At 58.1% G+C, this 18,892-nt stretch carries 13 protein-coding genes; 6 read left to right on the plus strand and 7 right to left on the minus strand.

Going from position 1 to position 18,892, the window contains the following annotated elements:
- Positions 1–49: 49 nt before the first annotated feature.
- Positions 50–1,198, minus strand: a complete 1,149-nt coding sequence (gene yiaY, locus ACJJU9_RS17810; RefSeq protein WP_048391502.1) for an L-threonine dehydrogenase — start codon at positions 1,196–1,198, stop codon at positions 50–52.
- 149 nt (positions 1,199–1,347) lie between these two features.
- Between yiaY and ACJJU9_RS17815 the strand changes: the two genes are divergently transcribed.
- The 4 genes from ACJJU9_RS17815 (at position 1,348) to ACJJU9_RS17830 (ending at position 6,707) form a co-directional block, all read left to right on the plus strand.
- The gene (locus ACJJU9_RS17815) at positions 1,348–2,373 is read left to right on the plus strand and encodes a DUF4917 family protein (RefSeq protein WP_407729131.1); all 1,026 of its coding nucleotides are present in this window, start codon (positions 1,348–1,350) and stop codon (positions 2,371–2,373) included.
- A 173-nt stretch (positions 2,374–2,546) separates the two neighbouring features.
- The gene (locus ACJJU9_RS17820; protein WP_048370618.1) at positions 2,547–3,086 is read left to right on the plus strand and encodes an RNA polymerase sigma factor; all 540 of its coding nucleotides are present in this window, start codon (positions 2,547–2,549) and stop codon (positions 3,084–3,086) included.
- Positions 3,083–4,033 (plus strand): FecR family protein, encoded by a 951-nt coding sequence (locus ACJJU9_RS17825; RefSeq protein WP_407729132.1) that lies wholly within the window; start codon positions 3,083–3,085, stop codon positions 4,031–4,033. The genes ACJJU9_RS17820 and ACJJU9_RS17825 overlap by 4 nt, the downstream gene beginning before the upstream one ends.
- Before the next feature lie 121 nt (positions 4,034–4,154).
- A complete protein-coding gene (locus ACJJU9_RS17830) occupies positions 4,155–6,707 on the plus strand; it encodes a TonB-dependent hemoglobin/transferrin/lactoferrin family receptor (protein WP_407729133.1) in 2,553 nt (850 codons plus the stop codon).
- 122 nt (positions 6,708–6,829) lie between these two features.
- On the opposite strand, the gene ACJJU9_RS17835 is transcribed toward ACJJU9_RS17830, so the two are convergent.
- From ACJJU9_RS17835 to ACJJU9_RS17845, 3 genes are all read right to left on the minus strand, one after another.
- On the minus strand, positions 6,830–7,141 hold the full coding sequence (locus ACJJU9_RS17835) for a ribbon-helix-helix domain-containing protein (RefSeq protein ID WP_048370622.1): 312 nt from the start codon (positions 7,139–7,141) through the stop codon (positions 6,830–6,832).
- Positions 7,142–7,156: 15 nt separating this feature from the next.
- Entirely contained in the window at positions 7,157–7,738 is a 582-nt protein-coding gene (locus ACJJU9_RS17840) for a DJ-1/PfpI family protein (RefSeq protein ID WP_407729134.1), read from the minus strand.
- A gap of 117 nt (positions 7,739–7,855) precedes the next feature.
- Entirely contained in the window at positions 7,856–9,073 is a 1,218-nt protein-coding gene (locus ACJJU9_RS17845) for a class I SAM-dependent methyltransferase (protein ID WP_407729135.1), read from the minus strand.
- 221 nt (positions 9,074–9,294) lie between these two features.
- On the opposite strand from ACJJU9_RS17845, the gene ACJJU9_RS17850 reads away from it, so the two are divergent.
- Positions 9,295–14,046, plus strand: a complete 4,752-nt coding sequence (locus ACJJU9_RS17850; RefSeq protein WP_407729136.1) for a dermonecrotic toxin domain-containing protein — start codon at positions 9,295–9,297, stop codon at positions 14,044–14,046.
- 30 nt (positions 14,047–14,076) lie between these two features.
- On the opposite strand, the gene ACJJU9_RS17855 is transcribed toward ACJJU9_RS17850, so the two are convergent.
- From ACJJU9_RS17855 to ACJJU9_RS17865, 3 genes are all read right to left on the minus strand, one after another.
- Entirely contained in the window at positions 14,077–14,691 is a 615-nt protein-coding gene (locus tag ACJJU9_RS17855; RefSeq protein ID WP_407729137.1) for a TPM domain-containing protein, read from the minus strand.
- Between the two features lie 27 nt (positions 14,692–14,718).
- The gene (locus ACJJU9_RS17860) at positions 14,719–15,462 is read right to left on the minus strand and encodes a YgcG family protein (RefSeq protein WP_282364227.1); all 744 of its coding nucleotides are present in this window, start codon (positions 15,460–15,462) and stop codon (positions 14,719–14,721) included.
- A 113-nt stretch (positions 15,463–15,575) separates the two neighbouring features.
- Entirely contained in the window at positions 15,576–16,184 is a 609-nt protein-coding gene (locus ACJJU9_RS17865) for a LemA family protein (RefSeq protein WP_048370634.1), read from the minus strand.
- 264 nt (positions 16,185–16,448) lie between these two features.
- Between ACJJU9_RS17865 and bglX the strand changes: the two genes are divergently transcribed.
- Entirely contained in the window at positions 16,449–18,740 is a 2,292-nt protein-coding gene (gene bglX, locus ACJJU9_RS17870; protein ID WP_407729138.1) for a beta-glucosidase BglX, read from the plus strand.
- Positions 18,741–18,892 lie beyond the last annotated feature (152 nt).

Below are 18,892 nucleotides of genomic sequence, written 5' to 3' on the forward strand. Positions count from 1 at the left end.
ACAAAAACGGCCGGGTGAATAACCCGGCCGTTTTTTTATGCGCGATAACTTAGAACGCGTTACGGAAGATCTCTTCAATCTGCGCCTGATCAGCCTTGCGCGGGTTAGTGAAGCCGCACGCATCTTTCAGCGCATTGGTGGCCAGGACCGGGATGTCATCCAGTTTGGCGCCCAAGTCACGAAGGCCCGCCGGGATTTCTACGTCCTTGGCCAAGGTACGAATCGCCGCAATGGCCGCCTGCGCGCCCTCTTCCGGGCTCAGGCCGCGCACGTCGGCGCCCAGCGCATGGGCCACATCCGTCAGGCGCTGCGCACAGACATTGGCGTTAAAGGTTTGCACGTGGGGCAGCAACACGGCGTTGCACACACCGTGCGGCAGGTCGTAGTAACCGCCCAACTGGTGCGCCATGGCATGCACAAAACCCAACGACGCGTTGTTGAACGCCATGCCCGCCAGGAACTGCGCATACGCCATGTTTTCACGCGCTACCAGGTCTTTGCCGTCACGCACCGCCTGACGCAGGTTCTGGCTGATCAGCTCCATGGCCTTGATCGCACAGGCATCGGTAATCGGCGTGGCCGCCGTCGACACATAGGCTTCAATGGCGTGGGTCAAGGCGTCCATGCCGGTGGCGGCGGTCAGGCCTTTAGGCATCGCCACCATCAATTCAGGGTCATTGACCGACAACAGCGGGGTCACGTTACGGTCGACGATGGCCATTTTTACGTGGCGCTCTTCATCGGTAATGATGCAAAAACGCGTCATCTCACTGGCCGTGCCGGCCGTGGTGTTGATCGACACCAGCGGCAGTTGCGGCTTGGCCGACTGATCGACGCCCTCATAGTCACGGATATGCCCACCGTTGGTGGCGCACAGGGCAATGCCCTTGGCGCAGTCATGGGGCGAGCCGCCGCCCAGTGACACCACGAAATCACACGCGTGCTCCTTGAGGACTTTCAAACCGGCTTCGACGTTAGCAATGCTCGGGTTGGGCTTGGCTCCGTCAAAAATCACCGATTGCACGTCCTGCAACGCCAGCTTTTCAGCAATCAACGTCGCCACCCCGGCCTTGGCCAGCCCTGCGTCCGTAACGATCAACGCCTTGCGAAAGCCATAATTGCGAATCGCGGCCATGGCTTCGTCCAGACAGCCGTTGCCCATGATATTTACCGCAGGGATGAAAAAGGTGCTGGTCATCGTGAGTCCTCTGCGCGGGCACTGCCCGCAACGCTTGTTGTGTCGGTGGGGGGTAGCTTCCTCCAATCAAATGGCGCAGATGTTGACTTGGCTCAACGGTTGGGCGTGATAAAGTCCCGCACCGCCCCAGTATCGAGACACAAATAGACATGACCCCCTTCCAGGAATTTGATGCCGAACTAGAAGACTGGAACACGCTCAGCGCCAGCCAGCCTTGCAGCGGGTTGCTGCTGGGTAACGGCGCGAGCATGGCCGTGTGGCATGACTTTTATTACGACTCATTGTTTGAGAAAGCCAAAAGCGTCAGCGAAAAGCCCCTGAGCCAGACCGAACTCAGCGTGTTTGACGCCTTGGGCACACGCAACTTCGAACACGTGCTCAGCGCCCTGAAAACCGCGAGCAAGGTCAACAAAGCGCTGGCGATCAGCTCGGCCTCGCCGCGCAAACGCTATTACGCGATCAAGGAAGCCCTGATCAACTGCACCCAGGATGTGCACATCCCGTGGCGCTTGATGCAGGCCGACACCTTGCGCTGCTGGCAGCAGGAACTGGCCCGCTACGCCACCGTGTACTGCTCCAACTACGACCTGCTCACCCCGTGGGCGGTGATGCAGGCGCCCAAGCAGTTCAATGACCTGTTCGACAACCCAAGCGCCACCTTTGAGTTGGGCAACGCCCTGGGCAAAGGCAAAGCCACGCGGGTGCTGTACCTGCACGGCGCCATGCACCTGGTAAAAAACCAGGAAGGCAAGGCACGCAAACTCAACGCAGACGAAGCCACCTTGCTCAGCAGCTTTGCGGTCAACCATTCGATCAGCGCACTGGATGATGTGCCGCTGTTTGTCAGCGAAGGCAGCAGTGATGACAAGCGCAAATCCATTCGCTACTGCGACTACCTGAGCTTTTGCCACGAACAACTGATGACCCACAAAGACGCGCTGTGCCTCTTTGGCCACAGCTTGAGCGAGCAAGACCAGCACCTGATCAACGCCTTGCGTCAGGCACCGCTGAAAACCCTGTGCATCTCGATCTACCCGCGCAGCGAAGCGTTTATCCGCTTCCAGAAAAACCACTACACGGCGCTATTTGCCGACAAAAAGCTGACATTGCGTTTCTATAATTCAAAAACTCACCCGCTGGGCTCCACTAAACATTCAGTCCCGGTGGAGGTGTAACCCCTCATCAAACTGTTGGAGCGAGCTTGCCTCGCGATCTTTTGATCTTTCGCAGCCTTCGTACCTCGGCAGCGACTACAGGATTCAGAGACATCGGTAATAAAACGAGACAAATAGCAATAATTCTCGATACCATTCGCGTCTTATTGCTCCGTTTTCCTACAGGGATGTACATGTCTCGCCTTAAACCCGACCCGCTGGCGGCCGAATCCTTTCGCGAGTTCTATACGCAAATTCTGCACTTCCTGCGCAAGCGTACCGACAACGCCAGCGATGCCGCTGACATGACTCAAGATGTGTTCACGCAATGGCTGGGTTATCAGGACCGGGCCAACGTCGAGCAACCGCGGGCGTTTCTGTTCCAGGTGGCGCGCAATCTGCTGCGCGATCACTGGCGTCGTCAGCAGGTACGCCACGAGGCACACAGCGAGCATCTGCAACCGGCAACCGAGCCTTTAAGCGACGAGAGGGATGAGCCCATGGCCGCTGCCCAGCGCCTGCAACGCCTTGAGCAACTCAAAAGCGTACTCGCCGAACTCTCGCCCAGACGCCGCGAAGCCCTTATGCTGCACCGCTTTGAAGGCTTGAGTCAGGCACAGATAGCTGAACGCATGGGGATCTCCGTCAGCATGGTGGAAAAACACATTGCCTTTGCCTTGTTGCACTGCAAGCAGCATTTACACCGGGATAGCGGCAAGGAACAGCCAAAATGAGCCCTTTTCACACAAGCGACACCGACAGCATCGACGCGCAAGCCGCCCTGTGGTTTACCCGTAACCGTGACGCGCACAACGCCCCGGCAGACCCCGCGTTCAGCACCTGGCACGCGGTCCCGGCGCATGCCCGGGCCTACGCCGAATTCGAAGCCTTGTGGGCCGACCTGGGTGAACTTGAACGCCTGAACAAACCCGTGCCGTTGCCCGTTAAAAAAAACCCACGCAAAGGCTTCGGCTTTGCCGTGGCCACGGCGGCCGCGATTGTATGCGCCCTCTTCGCCCTCAACCTCGGTGCGCCCGTTGCGCTTTATCAGCAGCCAGTGGCCACGTACCGCGAAGGGGCAAAAACTCTGCTACTGCCCGACGGCAGCACGCTGAACGTCAACGCCAATACCCAGCTGCGAATCGACTTCACCGCTCAGGTGCGCAACATTTACCTGGAACAAGGCCAGCTCTACATCGACGTTGCGCCCAATAAAGAGCATCCGCTGGTGGTGCATGCCGGTGACGCGCAGATCAAAGTGGTGGGCACCGGCTTTGATGTCCGTCGCAGCCAGCGCCAACTGGAAGTCAGCGTCGCCCATGGCCAGGTGGCATTTATGCCCGATGCCAAGACCGCGACCTTGCTCGGCGCCCAACAACAAGCCACCTATGACTACGCCAAAGGCACCCTGCAAACGCACACGTTGAATGCCAATGAAGTGGGCAATTGGCGCAGTGGCCACTTGTCCTTTCGCAATCGCGAGCTGGCCAGCCTGGTGGATGAACTGGATCTGTATCGCCCTGGGGTCATTGAGCTGGCGAGCGGGCCGCTCGAACACTACAAAGTCTCGGGCAACCTCAATACCGCCGACCCACTGGCGCTGGTCAAAGCCCTGCCCGCCCTGATCCCGGTGAAAACCGTGCTGCTGGACAGCGGAAAAATCCGCATTGAGCCGCGCTAAAAAAACAACTGCGAATATTTTGCATTCGCATATGTGGTTTTTCATGCCTGCCGCGTCTTCCTCCGGTCTGCGTTGCTAACGCACGCCTTTTTTGGCCTTTGTTGCCGCTCTGGGGGATTTCATGTTTCGCGCACCACATCACTTCTCGTATTTGTGCACCCGCCCGACCTTGCTCGCCGCGTGCATGACGTTCAGCCTGTATGCCCAAGCCGACTCGATCCAACTGCAACTGCCTGCGCAATCGCTGGCCAGTTCGTTGAGTGACATCGCGCAACAAGCGAACATCGCCCTGCTGTTCGACGAAGCGCTGCTGCGCAACATCAAAGCCCCGGCACTGAGCGGCGACTACAGCCCGCAAGACGCCATCCAGCGACTGCTCAAAGACACCGATTTCAACCTGATCCTGGTCGACAAAACCTACGTGGTGCAGCCCAAAGAGCAAGGCACCACCACCAGCAACAGCCTCGAACTCGGCGCGCTCAGCGTGGTGGGCAGCGGTAACGAGGTCGACTCCAGCAACGTCGGCAAGTCGACCATGACCCAGACCGAAATCAACCGCTACCAGGCCAATAACATCCCGAGCCTTCTGTCCACGTTGCCTGGCATCTACCTCGGCGGCTCGCTCAAACCTGGCGGCCAGACCATCAATATCTGGGGCCTGGGCGAAGCCGAAGACGTGCAACTGACCGTCGACGGCGCGACCAAAAGCGGCTTTGAGCGCTACATGCAAGGCACGATTTTTGTCGAGCCCGAGCTGATCAAGCGCCTCGAAGTCGAAAAAGGCCCCCACGACGTACGCACAGGCAATGGCGGCTTTGCCGGTGCGGTGCGCATGATCACCAAAGATGCCCCGGACTTGCTCGAAGACGGCAAAAACACCGGCGGCATGCTCAAATACGGCTACAGCAGCAACGACCATCAACAGGTGTACAGCGGCGCCGTATACGGGCGCACCGACGATGGCCGCGCCGATGCACTGGTGTATTACACCAAGCGCGACGGCGACGACATGAAGCTGGCAGGCCGCATGCCCGACCCGAACAACAACTACCCGGTCAACCCCAAGCGCTTGCCCAATACCGCTCAGGACCTGGACGCGCAACTGCTCAAGGTCAACCTGCACTTCAACGACGAACACAGCCTGGGAATGACCTACTCCCACGTGAACAATGCGCTGTGGGTGCCCTTTTCGGCGATCAGCTACCCGGCTCCGCCCAGCCAGGCCAACATCGACAAATACGGCTATGACGGCGCCACCCGCAGGTTCTTGTCTAACCGCTCGACCATCGACAACACCTGGACGAGCCAATACAAGTACCAGCCCGTTAACAACCCGCTGATTGATCTGGAGGTGAAGCTCTCGCACTCCAAAACCGAGCAGACCGACAAGCGCGGCGAAAACGCCTTCTTCCAGCCCGCCAGCGGCGGTCGCAAGATGGACACCGCCTACACCGACAACATGCTTCAGATCGAAAACGTCAGCCTGATCCCCACCGGCCCGTTGAACCATGCGGTGACCACCGGCGTGCAAGTGCGCAAGCACCAACGCGACGTCGACATGTGGATGCCGGGCGGGATTTACGAGTCCGAGAAATACAACTACGGCCACTACCAGCCGGGCTTTATGCCCAAGGGCAAAGTCGACACCCACAGTGTTTATATTCAGGACGCCATTACCTGGGGCGACTTCACCCTGACCCCGTCATTGCGTTACGACCACGTACGCAACCGTGGCCAGGAAAACGACGCGCCCCTGTATAACCAGGCCGAACTGGGCCACGACTACAGCAACCAGACCTACACCGGTTGGTCGCCGCGGCTGTCAGCCTTCTGGAAAGTCACCCCCAATACCGCCTTGTTTGTCGACTACAGCAAAACCTGGCGTGCGCCGGTGATTGATGAGCAGTATGAAGTGCAAGGCACGGGCAACCGCACCACCACCAGCCTGGACCTGGACCCGGAGCGCATCACCGGCTGGCGCGCAGGCAACATCACCAACTTCGATCATATTTTTAGCGACAGCGACCATGCGCTGATCCGCACCACGTTGTTTCGCAACAAAATCGACAACGAGATCTTCAAGGCCACCGGCGTCGGCTGTGCCCAACAAACCACCGCAGGCGGCATGTCCAAGGAATGTGCAGGCATGCTGCCCATGTCCAACTACCGCAACATCGGCAGCGTGACCATCAAGGGCTTTGAAGTTGAGAGTTTCTACGATTCGACCTACGTCTTTGGATCGCTGTCGTACGCCTGGATGACCGGCAAACACGAAGGTGCTTACACCAACCCGTGGGGGCCTGATGTGTGGGCGCGGGACATTCCGGCACCTAAATGGATTGCGGTGCTGGGCACCAAAATCCCGAGCCTCGATGCTCGCGTGGGCTGGAAAGGTGAATTCGTGCGCAAGACCGACCGCCTGCCAAGCGACAAATACGGCCCTGGCCCGTTGACCGCTCTGGGGGACAGTTACTACAACCAATACGGCAACGACGACTACAACGTGCAGGGCCTGTTTGCTGAGTGGAAACCCCAGCAGCCGTACCTCAAAGGCACCGAAGTCAACTTCACCCTGGACAACATGTTCAACAAAAGCTATCGCCCGATGCTCAGCGGCGCCAACGCCTACAGCCAGGGCCGCAACGCCAAAATCAGCATCACGCGGTTCTTCTGAGCCATCCCGACCTCGCGATCTTTTCATCGTTAAAAGATCGCGAGGCTATTGCAGGTGCGCCCCTCCCCCCGTAGCAGTTGACGAGCCTGCGAGGCTACGTCAAAACCAACCACCCCGATTCTCTACGCATGCCCGCTGCTGCGCGGCACCACCGTCAATTCCGGGGCTTGTACCCGGCGCTGGCTCAAATAGCGCGTGCAACTGACCCGCAAGAACGAGGCGAAATTGACCACTTCGCCGCGATAATCCATCACTTCTTCATACAGCTTGGCCACCAATTGGTTGGTGGTCAGGCCATCCGCTTCTGCGATTTCGGTGAGGATGTCCCAAAACTGGTTTTCCAGGCGCAAGGTGGTGACCACGCCACAGATACGCAATGAGCGCGAGCGCGATTCATACAAGATCGGGTCGGCTTTTACATAGAGCTCACACATGGTCACGCCCTCTTCTTACAAAGTGATCCGGGTGCCCAACAACCCCAGGAAAGCCGCCAACCAGCTTGGATGCGCTGGCCAGGCCGGTGCCGTGGCCAAATTACCCTGCACATGGGCCTTGGTCACGTCGATATCAATGTAAGTCCCGCCCGCCAGACGCACTTCTGGCGCACAGGCCGGGTAGGCGCTGCATTCACGGTCTTTGAGCGTGCCTGCGGCAGCGAGCAATTGCGCGCCATGGCAGACCGCAGCAATCGGTTTGCCCGCCTTGTCGAAATCGCGCACCAGCTCCAGAACCTTTTCGTTCAAGCGCAGATACTCCGGCGCACGGCCGCCCGGTATCACCAGCGCGTCATAGTCGCTGGCCTTGACCTTGTCGAAATCATAATTCAGGGCAAACAGGTGGCCGGGCTTTTCGCTGTAGGTCTGGTCGCCCTCGAAATCATGGATCGCAGTACGCACCGTCTGGCCAGCTGTTTTACCGGGACATACGGCATGCACCTGGTGACCGACCATCAATAGCGCCTGAAACGGCACCATGACTTCGTAGTCTTCGACGTAATCGCCAGCCAGAATCAGAATTTTCTTTGCCGCCATGGTGCGTGCTCCTTACAGGTAAGACCTTGGGCCAATAAGAGTAGCCAAGGTAAACCCTATGCGCCTGCACGGGTAATAGCCAACTACTACGTACCCGAGCAGACGCTTCGCGCACGCTTACTTCAACAAGCCATCAGCCTGCAGCAAGGTTTCAAGGCAGTGCTCTTGAATGTGGTAGAACGCCTTGAGTTCCTGAATTTTCACCAACAACTGCGCCGGGTCTTGAGGTTCGGCACGTTTGACCGCGAGGATCATTTTGTTTTTGTTGGTGTGTTCCAGCGAGATGAACTCAAACACCTTGGTTTCATAGCCGCAGGCTTCAAGGAACAACGCACGCAGGCTGTCGGTGACCATTTCGGCCTGCTGGCCCAGGTGCAAGCCGTATTGCAGCATCGGCTTGAGCAGTGCCGGGCTCTGGATTTGCAGGCGGATCTGCTTATGGCAGCACGGCGAACACATGATGATCGCGGCCCCGGAACGGATGCCCATGTGAATCGCATAGTCGGTGGCAATGTCACAGGCATGCAGGGCGATCATCACGTCAATCGGGGTCGGCGCAAAACTGCGCACGTCGCCGTGCTGGAAGCTCAGGCCCGGATGCTCCAGACGCTGGGCAGCGTTGTTGCACAGCGTGACCATGTCTTCGCGCAATTCAACGCCGGTGACCAGGCCTTCAGCGTGCAGGCTGTGACGCAGGTAGTCGTGGATGGCAAACGTCAGGTAACCCTTGCCTGAACCGAAATCCACCACTTTGACCGGCTGATCGAGCTTGAGCGGCGAGCTGCTCAAGGCGTGGGAAAACACCTCAATAAACTTGTTGATCTGCTTCCATTTGCGCGACATCGCCGGGATCAGCTCTTGCTGCTTGTTGGTGACGCCAAGGTCCGCCAAAAAAGGCCGTGTCAGGTCCAGAAAGCGATTTTTCTCACGGTTGTGCTCAGCCGACGGCACTTCTCGCGGTTGCTGGCTTTTACCTTTAAACAGCGAGCTTTTGCCTTTTTTGCTGTACTCCAGCTGCACTTCGTCGGTCAGCGTCAGCAGATGCGCGTTTTTGAACGCTTCGGGCAACAGACCGGCAACCGTTGCAACGGCCTCGTCGAGTGCAAAGTTCTTGGTGATGTCACGGGTTTTGTAGCGGTACACAAACGACAGGCAAGGCTGATCCTTGACCGTGACCTGCTTGATGATGACCCGCTGCAACTCGGCCTCCGGGCCGACATATTTGGCCAGCACCAGCTTGATAAACGAGTTTTGCGCCAGACCGGTTTCCAGCAGGTTCAAAAATTGCGCACGATGATCCGGCACAGACGGGGCGGTGGTAGCAGTCACTGACATTTAAAAAGGTGCCTCGAGGGGTGCAGAAGAGGAATTCGCAATGGCCGCCATTTTAGGCGTGTTGACGGCCGGGGGCACGGGGTTATTTCGCAATCCGGGCCGTGCATAGCTATGTACCGCGTCTGTGCCCCGGCCATTGCGTTAAATCAAGGCCTCGATCTTCGCCGGATAAATCCCGGCGCAGAAGCCCTGTTTTTTGATCCCTGACGCAATGGCACCTCATGAAAACACTCTCATCGACACCCGATTTCCTGGCGCGTTTTGTCGCCCTTGGCAGCTTCCCTCAAGACCAGTTTTTACCGCGCCCAACCTTTAAAAACGTGGTCGCCGAAGCCTTCAAGCAGGCCATGCTGGAGGCATACCCCGGACTCAAGGCCGATGTGTCACACGCGCACATTAGCCAATCACTGCCCTCGGCCGATGCTCAACCCGCCCCGGCACCCGATCCACCCAGCACCTGGCGACTGATCGCGCCATCGACCCTGCTGATTCAAGGTTTTATCGATCAGCGAACACTCAACCTGTCAGCGGACAGACACCGCCTCACCATTGATCAGAAAGTCGAAAATCCCGCGCCCTTGAGCGTGAGCATGGCAACCCTTGAGAAGCTTCTCAATGAGTGGGCCCCTCAGGTGATCGATGTTTTCGCCCAAGCCTTGATCCATTTCTGGAGCACCCCCTCACCCGCCGGTGTCAGCCCCTGGCTATGGTTGAGCCGGGTGCTGCAAGTCGGCTTGAGCGCCACCCACAACGACACCCATCGCCAGCCCGCATTGACTCAGGAACAGTCAGCCGGGCTGGGCGCCTTGTCAGGCTTCGCGGACAAAGAGCAGCGATTAAAGCTCACCCTGGAAACCCCGCTGCACGCTTATCTGGTCAACATCGACACCACCGATGCCCAAGGCCCGCGGCGCTTGCAAATCCCGGGGCTGGCTCTGATTACCCGCAGCATCGGTGAGCGCCTGATCGTCATGGCCTGGTCACTGGCCGACGGCATAGAGGTGTTTGATTCACTGCAAGACTTCGCCCAGACACTGCCCCGGCGCATATCGGGCCTGGCAGATGACAGCCCGGTGGTCTGGAGCGCGTATGAGCCCGAAGGCCATTTTTTTCAGGCATTGGCCCAAACCCTGCTCGACAAAACCCTGCGCACGCTCACTGCACTGGGCCAAACCGCCCGGGCTGAACGCTGGAGCGCTGGCCGGCTGGCATTGGCGCTGGATGAAGAGGCGTTGATGTTTCATTTTTTCAGCGCCCAGGAATCCAAAGATTTTGAGCAACTGGTCAGCAAACTCCCTCAATGGTTGACCACCGCTGCACGCGCAGACATTCGCGCCTACAGCCGCCTGCTGGCCAATCAAGTGGCGCAACAACAGAGTGCAGAGGGCAAAACCTTCCTCGATGACATTCCCACGCTGCTGGATTTCGCTCTGCAAACCCTCAATGCCCGAATGCAGCAAGATCACCCGGACGACCCGGTGGACGCGGCCCGGATCGACATTCACGACATTGCCATCCAGGACCTGCAAATGGCCTGGCTGACAGAAGACGTCATGCCTCTGACCGAGTTTTCGCTGACCTACGTGGGCGGTAAACCGGCGGCGTTTATCCAGGTTATAGAGCGCAGCGGCCTGCCTCTGCCCACTTGGCTGAACGCCAGCTATATCAAAAATTTGCTGGAAGAAATCGACATCGGCTCGCTGTACATCAGCCTGCTTAAAGCCAATCTGGTAGACGATGCCGAGCAAGTGACGAAGCGCAAGGCGCTGTTCAAGTCCCAGTTGCAGGCGCAACTGCCACTGCTGGCGCTGGAGCATAAAATCCGCGACAGGTTCGGCTTCACTGAAGCGGGCTGGCAGCTCGTCGCACGCCTGATGAAGTCTAATGCCGTGCCCCTGAATAATCAGGACTGCATTCGGCCACTGGCTTTCACCTTATATGACGGCGCCTCCGCCAATATCGTCGGCAACATGTTTGTGCTCGGCCCCAGAGACCTCAGCAGCGGGCCTTTAGTGCTCTACCGCCCTTTCGCCACTGATTCACTGCTCGAATTTGCTGACAGCAAAGCCCTGATGAAGGCCATCCAGCAACCCGGCGAACTTCAGGATCTGGTCGTGGCCTGGCTGCCTGATTCGGTGCGCAGTTATTACGCCGAGGGTGGCTTTGAACGCCCGCACCTCGAAAGCGTGGTCAATGCCGGGTTGCTGGGGCTGCTGCCCATAAGCCCTGCCCAGTTGGCGGATCTGATCATCAAGGACGATGCGCTGGCGTATGCTTTCGACAGCCACGTAGAGGCCCTGATCACGCTGTCGGACAAACAGACTGTGTCCAGTTCCGAGCGGCGCTGGATTCTGTTCAAGCGCTACGCCTGGATGCTGTTCAACGGCCTGACCTTTTTTGTCAGCGGCCCGTTGCAAAAAGCCGCCTGGGTTTTCCAGACCCTGATCAGCATCGACGAAACGCTGCAAGCCCGAATCGAAAGCGACCCCGAGGCGGCCAAACAAAGCGTGATCAGCCTGCTGCTCAATCTGAGCCAGGCGCTGCTGTACGAAGGGCTGAGTTTTCACGCAGCCCTCAATGTGCACTCACACCTGCAAGCGCCTCCCGACCTGCCCATGCCAGCACCGCTGGAGCTGCCCGCTCATTACGCCCTAAAACTTCCGCCAGCCAGTACACCAGCACAGGCCGTGAGCCGTAAAACCGGCCCGGACCCGGATGCCCAGGCCGCCAGGGCCTATTCAACACTGGATTTTTCGTGGTTCAACGGCCAACCCCAGCCATCAATCCGTCAGCGGGCAGTCCTGGACACCTTCATCACCGATCTCGATATAAGCAGCGGCACGCCCATTGAAGTCGGGCCGTTAAAAGGCCTGATCAACTTTCAAAGCAACACATACGCCGTCATCGATAAAAAAACCTATCGCATCAGCCGTCAGGATGATGGCGTCGTCATTCAGGACGCCAAACAACCGACCCGTTTGGGGCCCTGGTTGATGAGCGATGACACCGGCCATTGGGACTTCGACCTGCGTCTGAAGCTGCGTGGTGGCGGGCCTAAAAAGCGTATTGGCGTCTTGCGCGAAGAAAAAAAACAGGCTCTGGCACAGTTAGTGGCCGAGGAAGCACGGTTAATCACTGAAAAGCAGACCCGAGACCGGGTACTGCTGCTCACTGAAAAACTGATGGCGGCGCCAACCGGGCGCCAAGCAACCTTCTTCGAGCGTTACGAAACAGAGTTTACTCAATGGAGCATCAGTGCCCGTGCGTTAATTAAAACCCTGCAAAAGATGAATGAGATCACCCCAGTCTCTTCATTTGAGAGCAAATTGCAGGCGTTATGGGCCGAATTGACCCTGAAACTCTTCAAGATGCAAAACTTTCTTGAAGAGCAGCGCAAAGACTTGCCGCTCACAGCATTAAGTACCGAGTTCAAAATCCGCCTGAGCGCTGCCATTAACCAACTCGACGCCAATAATCAGCAGCCTTACTTGGAAATCATCCAACACCTGAAAAAGGCCGAAGAACTCGAACACAAAGCCTTTGCTATCGCGCTGTTAGAGTATGAAGCGATTGGAGAAACCAGCAAGTTGCCCATACCGCGAGACTCACCGCTAGCAAACCTGTTTCTGAAAAAAGATAAACATTTTTTCGACCGCCACTGGGCAGTCATCTACATGGAAACGCTACTGGAACTGGTCTTGAACCGGGCGGCCAGCGACCTCAACGCCGAAGAACTGCACGCTTTCAACCACCTCAACACCGATGTCTTCGTCAATATGGGCTGGTCGCAGTTAAGACTGCGCCTCCAGGAAGGGCAGGCCAGTGTCGAGCACATCGATTTTTACGAGTCGGCCATCACCCTCTACCAGGGTTTAACAGCCACCTGCGAAAACTTGATCACTCTCAAATCGGAACATTTTCGCAATGAATACCTGCCCTCTTTACTGGCAGCCATCAAACCGTTGCAGTCGTTTGCCGAAATGCAATTGTCGAAGGTGATATGGGAGTCAGAAAGCTCAAGCTCCGAGTCTGATGAGCCGCAGCCCGGCCCCAGCTGGAAAACAGCGCTGCCGCCCGCCAAAACAAAGACCGGCGCGCCCCGACAAAAAGTATTCAAGACCACCGACAAACAAGTTCTGGTGGGCGTGGTCCGTAATCGCAGCCCTGACGACCCCACTGAAATTGTCGATGTGGTGGATGCCTTCAGCCAGATGAAAGTCAGTTCTTACCGGCGTGGTGCGAGCGATGAATGGGAGCAAATCGAAAACCTCAGGCTCACCACCCCCACTGTGGTATCCCATGCCAAATCCCTTGCCAGGCTGGAGGCCGACGCCGTCAAACTGCTGGGCAGGGTCGAGGCCAGCATTCAACAGACACGCGCGTTCGCCAAAACGTCGAAAATCCCGGTAGAAATCGAAGAAATACTGGAGTTCAAAAGCCAGTCCCTGGACGAAACGGCCAGGCAAATGCAAGTTCTACTCGCCGCTGAAGGCCCGGACGTCGAACCTCTGACACGCAGTCAAAGGGGCATCGCCAATGGGTTGATCGCTCAGCTAGAGCTCAATTCAGTGCGGCTGCGCGCGGAAGGTAAACGCCTGCGAATCAGCCTGATTACCGACTTGCCCCCCACCGCGGCGAATATCGACTACCTCAAGACCCATGACCAGGTGGAGATTGTGCGACTGGGCAAACGTCGCCCAATGAGCGGGCCAAGAAAGGATTACGTGCAGGAATATGAGGTCCGCAGTCGCGATGGCAAAGCATTGTGGTACGCGCACTTTCATTACAGCTCGCCGGATGCAGCACCCGAAGCCTTTACCGCCGCACACTTGAAAACAGAGGCGCATCGGTTCATGAGTGCTCAGGCCTTGTATGCCCAAGCGGGCTCAACCTCCGATGTGATTCAGATTTACCGCAGCAAGATCACCCTGGCGCTTGCAGAAAAACTGTTCCTGGCAGTTCAGTCAGTGTGATGAAGGCGCCGTACAGGCGCCTTCACACGGTTACAACACCACTAACCGATTCGGCAATTGATTACGCGTAGCGGTTTTGGGCACGTGTTTTTCAAGCAGTTCAGCACTGGCGTCGATGCAGGCGATAAAGCCTTCTGCGGTGTGCCCCAGTGCAACGCGGCGTACAAAATCGCTGACGATGCTGCCCCAATCGCTGTTGTCCAGGCGCTGGGAGATGCCTTCGTCAACGATGATCTCGACGTAGCGCTCGGCTTCACTGACAAAAATCAGCACCCCGGTGCGGTCTTGGGTATGGTGCAGTTTTTGTTCGAGAAACTGGCGCCGCGCCAGGTTGCTGGCCCGCCAGTGGCGAACCCGCGCCGGGATCATAAAAGTGGTCAGCACCGGAATGCGAAAGATCAAACTGAGGAAGACAAAAGTGGCCCATTGCAGCATGAGCAATGTGTAGATCGTCATGTCGCTGTCTATAAAGTGCACCAGCGCCGGTACCACCAAGGCGATCAAGCTGGCCCAGAGTAAGGGGATGTAGCTGTAATCGTCGGCGCGCGGTGCGAGCACGGTGACGATTTCGGCGTCGGTGCGCTGTTCAGCGCGGGTCACGGCCTCTTCAACCTGCCCTTTTTGCTCTTGCGTGAGTAAAGCCATAAGTGTCGATGCCCGTTTAAAAATGAATTACCAGCCGCCCGAAGCGCCGCCGCCACCAAAACTGCCGCCGCCTCCACGAAAACCACCGCCGCCACCGCCACGTCCAAAACCACCGCCGCCAAAACCACCGGAACGCGAGCCGCCGCCTCCCCCGGAGTTGCAAATGCCATAGAACTGGCAGGCCGCGACCACCACGACGAACGCTAAAAACAACAGCAGCACCACGCCGGGATGCTCAGCCAAAAAGTCATCACCACCGCCCTGCCCGCTGGCGTAGGCAGGCTCAGCCAGCGGCGCACCGCCCAGCACCTGAAGCATGGCCGCCACGCCGTCGCTGATGCCCTGGCTGAACTGTCCGGCTTTAAACGCCGGGGTGATCACCTGGTTGATGATGACCGACGCCTGCGCATCGGTGAGTCGGTCCTCCAGGCCGTAGCCGACTTCGATGCGCAGTTTACGGTCATCCCGGGCGACGATCAGCAACGCACCGTTGTTTTCATCCTTTTTGCCAATGCCCCAGGCGCGGCCCAATTGGTAACCGAAATCTTCAATGGGCTCGCCTTGCAGGTTCGGCACCGTGACCACCACCACTTGCTCGCCGGTGGCTTTTTCGTGGGCTTCGAGGGTCTGTGTCAGTTGTTGACGCGTGGCGGGGTCGAGCATTTGGCCATCGTCCACCACCCGCCCGCTCAGTGTCGGAAAAGTCAGCGCCTGTGCGCTGGCTATTAATAGCCAAAGCAGCAGGCCCACGCCCAGTTTTGATACGCGCATCAGCACCTCGTGTGGTTATTGATACGGTAGGAGCGAGCTTGCCTCGCGATCTTTTGATCTTTAAAAGCAAAAGATCGCGAGGCAAGCTCGCTCCTACCGTAGGGGGCAAGCTGTTAGAACTTCACCTCGGGTGCTTTGTCGGCATTTGGGGTGGTGGCTTCGAAGGTCGCACGCACCGGCAAGTCGCTGTACATCACCGCATGCCACAGGCGACCGGGGAAGGTGCGAATCTCGGTGTTGTAGCGCTCGACCGCGAGAATAAAGTCCCGACGGGCCACGCTGATGCGATTTTCGGTGCCCTCAAGTTGCGACTGCAACGACAGGAAGTTCTGGTTGGACTTGAGGTCCGGGTAACGCTCAGACACCACCATCAAACGGCTCAAGGCCCCGGTCAGCTGGTTCTGCGCATCCTGGAACTGCTTGAGTTTTTCCGGGTTATCCAGGGTGCTGGCATCAACCTGAATCGACGTGGCCTTGGCCCGCGCCTCAATCACTGCCGTGAGGGTCGCCTGTTCTTGCTTGGCCGCGCCCTTGACCGTCTCGACCAGGTTGGGGATCAAGTCGGCACGCCGCTGGTACTGGTTCTGCACTTGCGACCAGGCCGCCTTGACCTGCTCATCCAGCGTCGGGATGGTGTTGATCCCACACCCCGCCAGCACGCTGCTGAGGGCCAGCAATGCGACAACCTTCCACCCCATCCGTTTTACGCTCTGTATGTGCATGCATCGACACTCCGTTTTAATTCCATTGCGTTCATTGACCCGCCAACCCGCTTAAAACTCCCTGACAGCGCGCCAATATCTCCCGGCACCACTGGATTGCGCACGGCGAATCAGCTAAAAGACTGCATCCTGCGCAGGAATACTCACTTTAACGATAGGATATTTCCTTAAGTTGAGTAGCTCATGCGCCTTTCCCAGAACAATATCGCTACGATAGCGCGGGCCTCCCTTCGCGTTCACCGAGCGGCCGCGTAGAAGAATCTCATGAGAAACCTGTGTTTGCTGGGCCTGGCCATCAGCCTGGCCAGTCCTTCGGTATGGGCCCAAACCCCGACAGCGCCGCTCCCGCCCAAAGACGTTTTTGTCGCAGACCTGATGAAGCAAATGACTGAAGCCGAAAAAATCGGCCAGTTGCGCCTCATCAGCATCGCCACCGACATGCCGCGCGAACTGATCCGCAAGGAAATCGCGGCCGGGCACATCGGCGGCACTTTCAACTCGGTGACCCGCGACGAAAACCGGCCCATGCAAGACGCTGCCATGCGCAGCCGCCTGAAGATCCCGATGTTTTTTGCCTACGACGTGATTCACGGCCATCGCACGATTTTCCCGATCAGCCTGGGCCTGGCGGCCAGCTGGGACATGGACGCCATAGCCCAGAGCGGGCGTGTTTCTGCCCAGGAAGCCAGCGCAGACGGCATCGACATGACCTTTGCGCCGATGGTCGATATAGCCCGCGACCCGCGCTGGGGCCGGACCTCGGAAGGTTTTGGCGAAGACACTTATCTGGTCTCGCGCATCGCTGACGTCATGGTTAAGGCTTATCAGGGCCTCTCCCCCGCCTTGCCCGGCAACATCATGGCCAGCGTTAAACACTTTGCACTGTACGGCGCTGTTGAAGGCGGACGGGACTACAACATCGTCGACATGAGCCCGACACGCATGTTCCAGGACTACCTGCCGCCCTACCATGCTGCGATCAAGGCCGGGGCTGGAGGGGTGATGGTGGCGCTCAACTCGATCAACGGCGTACCGGCCACCTCCAACATGTGGCTGATGCAAGACCTGCTGCGCAAGGACTGGGGCTTTAAAGGCGTGGCCATCAGCGACCATGGCGCGATTATCGAGCTGATCAAGCATGGCGTGGCCAAAGACAACCGCGAAGCTGCCAAGCTGGCGATCAAGGCCGGTATCGACATGAGCATGAACGACAAGGCCTACGGCGAAGAGTTGCCTGGCCTGCTGAAGTCGGGCGAAGTGCCGCAGAGCGATCTGGACAATGCCGTGCGTGAAGTGCTCGGGGCCAAATACGACATGGGCCTGTTTGCCGACCCGTACCTGCGCATCGGCAAGGCCGAAGATGACCCGGCCGACACCAACGCCGAAACCCGCCTGCACCGCCAGGAAGCCCGCGATGTGGCACGCAAGAGCCTGGTGTTGCTGAAAAACAACAACCAGACCCTGCCGCTTAACAAGCAGACACGCATTGCCCTGGTCGGCCCGCTGGCCAACTCCAAGGTCGACATGCTGGGCAGTTGGTCCGGCGCCGGGGTGCCTGCACAATCGGTAACCGTGTATGAGGGCCTGCAAAAGGCCATGGGCCAGCAAGGCTCAGTCACCTATGCGCGGGGCGCGAACATCTCCGACGATCCAAAAATCGCCGAGTACCTGAACCACATCAACACCGGCGGGATCGACGTCAAAGACGACCCGCGCCCGGCCCAAACAATGATCGACGAAGCGGTCAAAGCCGCGCAGCACGCAGATGTGGTCGTCGCCGTGGTGGGTGAGTCGCGAGGCATGTCCCACGAGTCATCTAGCCGCACCTCGCTGGACATTCCCGATAGCCAACGCGCCTTGATCAGCGCACTTAAAGCCACCGGCAAACCTTTGGTACTGGTGCTGATGAACGGCCGCCCGCTGTCGATCGAACAGGAACAGGTGCACGCCGATGCGGTGCTGGAAACCTGGTTCAGCGGCACCGAAGGCGGTAATGCCATTGCCGACGTACTGTTCGGTGACTACAACCCGTCCGGCAAGCTGCCAATCACCTTCCCACGCTCTGTTGGCCAGATTCCTAGCTACTACAGCCACCTGAGCATTGGACGGCCCTTTACGCCGGGTAAACCGGGCAACTACACCTCGCAGTACTTCGACGCCGAGAACTCACCGCTGTACCCGTTCGGCTATGGCCTGAGCTATACCGACTTCAGCCTGTCGCCGGTTACGCTGTCGTCGAAAACGTTGAAGCCCGGAGGCACTCTCACCGCCAGCGTCACCGTCAAAAACACCGGCAAGCGCGATGGCGAGACGGTCGTGCAGTTGTACCTGCGTGACGTCACCGCCTCCATGGCCCGCCCGGTCAAGGAGTTGAAGAACTTCGAAAAAGTCATGCTCAAGGCAGGCGAGCAGACAGTGGTGCGCTTTACCCTCAGCGAAGACGACCTGAAGTTTTACAACGCGCAATTGAAGTACGCCGCCGAGCCGGGCGAGTTCGACGTGCAAATCGGCCTCGATTCACACAACGTGCAGCAAAACAGCTTCGAATTGTTGTAACCACGCGCAATAACCGAAAAGGTCTGCAAGGGCCTTTTCGGCCCCTCTATCGAGCATTTTGTGCTTGACCTTTATGATCTTTGCGCCCACCTGAAAATGCGTTCGGACAGGGCTGTTTTTTGTGGTAGGGTTCGCGCCCTCAAAATTCAGAC

The organism is Pseudomonas helleri (assembly GCF_045830615.1).
Lineage (GTDB): Bacteria > Pseudomonadota > Gammaproteobacteria > Pseudomonadales > Pseudomonadaceae > Aquipseudomonas > Aquipseudomonas helleri.